Below are 5,884 nucleotides of genomic sequence, written 5' to 3' on the forward strand. Positions count from 1 at the left end.
AGGCTCAGCCAACTCGTCTGGACGAGAGCAGTTGTATGAGGATCTGCTGTATGAAACCGCAACGGTATTAGTGCCGGATAGACCCGGACGACGCGAACCCAGAGTGGTGAAGCAGCGTCCCAAGCCATTTCCTCGAATGCAGGAACCTCGGTCTATTCTCAAATACAAGCTGGCCGCATGATTCAGCTTATTTCAGTGACATTGCCCCAAAGTCTGACTACGTCCGGACACTTCCCCGACAGATTCAAGAGATTGCCTATGAGAAGGGGCTCATCCCCTACCTACCAGAGGACTGACGACGGCAGACTCAACCCAAGACAGATTTTGACTCCTCTCCAAACAGATGCTGCTCCAGCGCCTGAATGTGTTCCTGGGTAATAATCTCCTCTGTCTCCCCGCTGTATTGTTTGAATTGCTCCCAAAGCCATTTGGAGTAGCGTCCCAGCGCCTCAAACTCATTCTCATAACGCTTCTCAAAGAGCGATCGCCCTAGCACTTCATTGGGATTGTTCGCCACGATGCCCAGGATGTTTGCCGGGGGATAGTAGCGACAGGGGGTGATCTGTCCGTCATCGTCTACCAGCCAGCGGCTATAGATCGCTGAAGGGGAGGGAAAAAAGTCACTGCTGGCATTGGCGAGCAAGGTTTTGAAGTCGTAGCCAAAGACCTCTTGGTAACAAGCGATCGCCCCCCGGTCAGCGATTTTGCCAATCAGCTTCACCGAGAGGTTCTGAAGAATCTGGGCCGCCACATCCTTCGGCGCTTGCTGGAGGGCGACTGGATCTTGGGAAGCGAGCAGGACCGATAAGCCATTGGCCCGTCCTGTGGCCAGGAACGTCCCAATCACGTAGGCCAGGTTTGTGAACCTCAGCAGAACTGACACCTCATCGCAGTAGAACAGACTGCGGGTGGAAGAAAACGCCTTGCGCATGGCCGCCGTCTGGGCCGAGAGTCCCAGGATGGCCGCTTCCTGATTGGAGCTGATGTTCCGCAGGGCAAACAGCGCCAGATTCGAGCTGCCATCAAAGGAACTGGGCGACGCGATCGCCTGTCCCAGATCGCTTTCGAGCCAGGTGTAGAGGCGATAGCGGATGTACTTGATGGCCTTGGGAATTTCGCTGCCAAAATCCTCGGCGATCAGATTTTCCTCAGTGAACAGATGATAGTAGTCGTGCAGGGTGGGCCAGTTGTCCCATTCCGGAGTGCCGATGCCCGCCTGCCGTGCCGCCTCACAGCGGGCCATGATCCTGGAGTTGCTGTAGAAGCGCGAGACCCCCAGCTCAATCAAAGAGCGAATCGTAGACTTGGACAGTCTCAGGTCATCTTCTCCATCCAAGACCAGACTGCAGATCAGATTGGTGATGTTCTTGCAGAAGTTGGCGATCCGCAGCTTGTGTTCTTCCTCTGGAATGTCCGATAGGTCCAGGTATTCCAAGAGATTGTTGCAGGTGGTGCCAGTGTCGTACTCCTCCCCGCCGTAAAACTTCAGCAGCCAGGTGTAAGTGCTGGACTGCTTTCCCTTGGGGTAATCCATGATGGTGACGGGAATCCCCTGAATCAGCGCATTGATAATAAACAGCGCCACCAGTGTCGATTTCCCAGATCCCGTTTTCCCGAAAAAGGCCAGGTGTCGGGGTGACCCCAGCGAATCATTGAGCGACAGATGAACGGGCGTCGAGCCCTTTTCAGAAATCAGCTCAGTCCCATACTTAGCGCGATTGTTGATGCCGACCAGTTGCGTAAAGCCTACCGCCGCACTGGCGTTAACTGGATGACGAAAATCATAGGGCCTGGCGTAGAGTGGCTCTACTTTCAGGGGCAGCGTTTGCAGCCAGGTGCGCCAGGGATAGTTCTCCTCCCGGATTGCCGCTGCCGGATGCTTGAAGCGGTTTTTAACAAAATTGACCTTGCTGCGCAAAGTTTCCACGGCCCGTTGGTGCGCTTTGCGATCCTGGAGCGCCCCAGGCTCCACAAAGACATAAATGCAGATCGCGATCGCCACATTGATGGGGATGTCGCCCTGGATGAGGCTGATTTGAACATCCCCCGCTTCATCAGCGCGATATTCAGCGATGCGGTCCCGTCCACCCTTTTGACTGGAGACCCGCTGCATCGACTCCTGCTGAAAGGCATAGCGCTGTGCTGCCTGCATGGCGTCTTTTTCGTTTCCCCTGGAGAACTGAGAAATGATATCGAAATCAATCAGGGGTTCCTGGGCGGCGACCTCCTCCCACAGCCAGCGGAGCGTCTGGGCCTCATTTTCAAAGCCGTCTGGTAACTGTTTGAGCCGCACGACCCCCACGTAGGCCTTGCGAGCCGGGAGAAACAGATTCTGATCCGCCTTGGGCACCGCATTGGGATTCACCAGCAAGGAACTCATGTGCAGCCGATGGGACTGCACGGCAATCTTGCGCTTCGATTTGAGAAAATACTGTTCCTTGAGCTGCTGGCCCTGAAGCGATAGACAGTGCGGTAAGGGAATCGGCCAGGACTCGCCATTAATTTTGGAGCGCAAATATTCCCAGAGTTCATCCTTGCTGAAGGGTCTGCCCTTCAATCCCATCTTGGTGCCCAGGAGCATGTTCCACTCTGCCCAGGCATCGTAGACCCGGTGAAGCATCAGGGTGATCGATTCGGCATCCCAGGCCTCAGACTTGCTGACATTTTTCTTGAAAAAGGAAACCGTGCTGGCGAGAAATCGTTCCGTCAGGTCCTCGGCATCCCCGGTCTGGTCCCGAATCGTATAGGTGGCGAACGCATAGTAGCTTCGTTCCTTGCGTTCGCCGCGTCGGGTTAACTCTTTGATGCGAGCGGTCATCCCATGGATAAAGAACTGTGACTCCTGCGAGGCCCCTTCCAACCGTCGCTCTAGCCGGGCGATCGCCGATTCTGGATCCCCCGATGAGCTGGAAACGAACGTGAGTAGTTCCCCCTTGGAGAGTTCCTTGAGGCCAGCCAGGATAGCTTCGTACTCAGTTTCAGTGATTGCCGTGTCGTGGAGGGGCTCCAGCTCCCAGATGAACACAAACTGCTTCTTGGAGCCCCTGGCATTCAGGATGGCCTGCACCGTCTGATCCCCGTTGCAGACCGAGACCACATTTGTCAGGTCGATATCGTTCTCAATGGCAGGCGCAGTGGTCGGCATCTAGCGAGATTTTCCCTTCTTCAGAGGGTGTGTGTAGTAAACGGACCCCCGCTTCCACTTAGGGGGATGGTCCCGGTGAAACTTGGCGACAAACTCCTTGGGCTTGTTGCGGACTGTGATCAACCAGGAGCCAAAGCAGCCAATGAAAATTACGAGAGGCAGCGCCCAGTCCTCGGATCCCATCACCTGGCCGATAAAAAACGCGATCGCCGCACAAAGAATCAGGGCGGGAATATTCTCCACATCAATGAAGAACAGCTTGGCGTGACGACCCAAGGCCTTGTTGATCCGGATGTACCTGCGCATGGGTGCCTCCCCTTCCAAAACTTATTGACCGGGAACCGGTGGAACGCCTGATGGGGCCGATGGAGATGAATTTGAGGCAGCACAGGAGCTTTGAGCCGCGTTGGCAGAACCCAGGAAATAAGCTTCAAAGGCCCCAATCAACCCCGCACCCACGATGAGCGAGCCTAAAATGCGCATCCAATTTTGGAGATTTTCGTTATCGTCCCGCTTGGACCAGAGAATATAGATGATCCCCACTACCACGAGGACAAACAGCACGCGGATCCCCCAGAAGAAGGCATCGACCACTCCACCCAATCCCGCCAAATCTTGCAGGATGCAGTAGCGAACGACTGCCGTGGTCGTATCAAGGATCAGAGCCTTCGCCGTGGGCTGAAACAGAATCACTGCAAGCCCTGAGAGAAGCGAGGCGATCGCGAAGCGTTGAAGTTTGAGCATTGTGGGAAGGGGAAAGAACTCTGAGAGATTGTAGTGAGGGGCAGCAAAATTTCACATGGGAATATTCTTTACCCGAGTAAAAATTCTGAGTCAAGTCCTTGGGCCTTGACCAAGGCAGATCCAGAAAGCCCTTAGTTACCAGGAATCAGGTGGATTGTAGGGATCAACAAAATACTTTCAAGAAATAAAAATAGCTGTTACAAATTGTGTATCCCGGTTCTGGTAAGTCTTCTCGGGAAAAAGGCATATTTTTATTTGCCCGAAAATAAAATCTGTGTGAAAATCACCACAATTTTTCCTATAACCGGTTGGTGTTTTTCGGGGTGGTGTATGAGGTTTCGACAGAGCGGATTCATCCTTCAGGGGATGCAGCTCTACATTGGCTTGGGAATTTTGGCAGCCCTGACGGCGATCGGGGGATTGATTGCTGCGAATCTGAAGCATCAGCGAGATATGGAGCTGGCCAGGGTAAAAGAGGCTGAGTGTAAGCGGAGTCTGCTACAAGTTCCTGATTTGAGCCCTTGGCCAGAGGGCAATAAGTTGCCTTCTGAAGAAATCCTTCGATTGAAGCCTGGCCGGTTCGTGGCGGCTTATGGGTACCAGTTTCCTGGGGAACGATGGCCAGGTCCTTTTTTTGAGGAATTATCTGAAACCGGTGGGGTTGATAAGTTTTCTATTTCACTCAAGATTTCTTCAATTTCAGATGGCTTAGTTACCGGAACATCGGCTTGTTTCCCCGGAAATGTCCGAGTTCCTTTTGATTACGTATATGACGACGTTATTTCACCGTTAGAGAGTTAGAAATGAAGAAAAGATTTGTGATTCTCACTTCATTTGCCGTTTTCTGCGTTATTTCTACAGTAGCTAGTGCTTTTAGCGTTAAGGTCCCAGATTTTCTCCGTAAGGCTTTACCTAGGCCGGTGGCAGGTGTATTAGATGAAGCTTTAAGTGTTCCCAGCAACATCATTGATGGGGTTACCGGTGAAGCTGGAATAAGAGCCTCTCAAGAATTGAACGATTGGAGCAGCAAGCAAATCACGAATATTTTAGGGGCAATGGGGATTGCAGATCCGATTGCGGCCTCAAACCAAGCAGAAGCGGCCCTCAGTAACGGGGATTTATCCTCTATTTCATCCGGCGTTGTTGCAGATTCAATTCAGCAAAGGGTTGTGCAGCAGATTACGCAGCAAGTCTTAGGACAGTCTGGTCAATCTGTTCAGGCTCAGCAAGTTCAAGCTGCCGCTCAAGCGTCAAAGGGGATTTCGACTGCTGCCGTTAAGGGGAAGGAAATTCCTATCACCCAGAAAAAGCTGGATGCGCTGCTGGAACAGAACGCCCAGATGTCAAGAATTTTGCAGGTTCAAACCCAAGTGCAGCAGCAAAATACGCAGCAATCTGCCGCTACCGCTCACGGGATCAACCAAATTAATGAGCGAAATAGCGAAGCGGATTTAGCCGAACTCCGTAGCCAAGAAGCGATCGCCGATGAAATGCTCAATAACTCAGCGTTTGGCATTGGCTTATGGTAAGCAGTCTTTCTCGTGAGTCTGGAAAAGTTGGAGGAACGCGGTGAAAGTCCTCGCTGTGATCTTAGTTGCCCAGTTTGGTGTTCCTTTTCCATCCACTCCCAGCCCAGTTGTTGAGAGTCCAGCGTCACCTCCGTTGCAGCGGGTGGAGCGCAGTGCCGAGGTGATTGAGGAAAGCAGTCCAGAGCCCCGAGGGGAGATTGAAGAAACAAGCCCCGTGGCTGAGGAAGGAGTCTCGCCCGCTCCGACTCGCTCTCCTTCCCTTGCGGAGCAAGTTCCTGAAGGATTGGGAGAACAGATTGGCACTGGTTCCGCTGCGTGGGGAGGCTACAAGCATTGTGTGTCCTGAGTCAGATTGCATATCGCATCGTCAGAAGTTGCGACCAAGATAGCCCAGTTTCCACAATCCCTAACCTGACAGCGGGAACAACTTTAGTGGTGAAATGAACTCGAACAAAGTTGTGGACGA

At 52.8% G+C, this 5,884-nt stretch carries 6 protein-coding genes and 1 pseudogene; 4 read left to right on the forward strand and 3 right to left on the reverse strand.

The features are described 5' to 3' along the window. Nucleotides 1-181, forward strand: a pseudogene (locus tag QQ91_RS04785) (IS4 family transposase); the annotation flags it as partial. A gap of 126 nt (nucleotides 182-307) precedes the next feature. On the opposite strand, the gene QQ91_RS04790 reads toward QQ91_RS04785, so the two are convergent. From QQ91_RS04790 to QQ91_RS04800, 3 genes are read right to left on the reverse strand one after another with little or no spacing between them, the layout of a single operon-like run. Next, nucleotides 308-3,145 (reverse strand): helicase HerA domain-containing protein, encoded by a 2,838-nt coding sequence (locus QQ91_RS04790; protein WP_166283938.1) that lies wholly within the window; start codon nucleotides 3,143-3,145, stop codon nucleotides 308-310. Then, nucleotides 3,146-3,451: a hypothetical protein gene (locus QQ91_RS04795; RefSeq protein ID WP_166283940.1), complete on the reverse strand. Its 306-nt coding sequence runs from the start codon at nucleotides 3,449-3,451 to the stop codon at nucleotides 3,146-3,148. Between the two features lie 21 nt (nucleotides 3,452-3,472). Next, nucleotides 3,473-3,889, reverse strand: a complete 417-nt coding sequence (locus QQ91_RS04800) for a hypothetical protein (RefSeq protein ID WP_166283942.1) — start codon at nucleotides 3,887-3,889, stop codon at nucleotides 3,473-3,475. A 366-nt stretch (nucleotides 3,890-4,255) separates the two neighbouring features. Here QQ91_RS04800 and QQ91_RS04805 point away from each other — a divergent pair, with 366 nt between their 5' ends. From QQ91_RS04805 to QQ91_RS04815, 3 genes are all read left to right on the forward strand, one after another. After that, a complete protein-coding gene (locus QQ91_RS04805; protein ID WP_166283944.1) occupies nucleotides 4,256-4,690 on the forward strand; it encodes a hypothetical protein in 435 nt (144 codons plus the stop codon). 119 nt (nucleotides 4,691-4,809) lie between these two features. After that, a complete protein-coding gene (locus tag QQ91_RS04810; protein ID WP_166283946.1) occupies nucleotides 4,810-5,418 on the forward strand; it encodes a hypothetical protein in 609 nt (202 codons plus the stop codon). Nucleotides 5,419-5,458: 40 nt separating this feature from the next. Continuing rightward, on the forward strand, nucleotides 5,459-5,764 hold the full coding sequence (locus QQ91_RS04815) for a hypothetical protein (RefSeq protein ID WP_166283948.1): 306 nt from the start codon (nucleotides 5,459-5,461) through the stop codon (nucleotides 5,762-5,764). The last annotated feature ends 120 nt before the right edge of the window (nucleotides 5,765-5,884 follow it).

This window comes from Lyngbya confervoides BDU141951 (assembly GCF_000817775.3).
Taxonomy (GTDB): Bacteria; Cyanobacteriota; Cyanobacteriia; order Thermosynechococcales; family Thermosynechococcaceae; genus Lyngbya; species Lyngbya confervoides.

Coding starts and splice junctions, on each gene's coding strand:
- QQ91_RS04790 (WP_166283938.1), bottom strand. CDS start 3,145: ATGCCGACCACTGCGCCTGCCATTGAGAACGATATCGACCTGACAAAT.
- QQ91_RS04795 (WP_166283940.1), bottom strand. CDS start 3,451: ATGCGCAGGTACATCCGGATCAACAAGGCCTTGGGTCGTCACGCCAAG.
- QQ91_RS04800 (WP_166283942.1), bottom strand. CDS start 3,889: ATGCTCAAACTTCAACGCTTCGCGATCGCCTCGCTTCTCTCAGGGCTT.
- QQ91_RS04805 (WP_166283944.1), top strand. CDS start 4,256: ATGCAGCTCTACATTGGCTTGGGAATTTTGGCAGCCCTGACGGCGATC.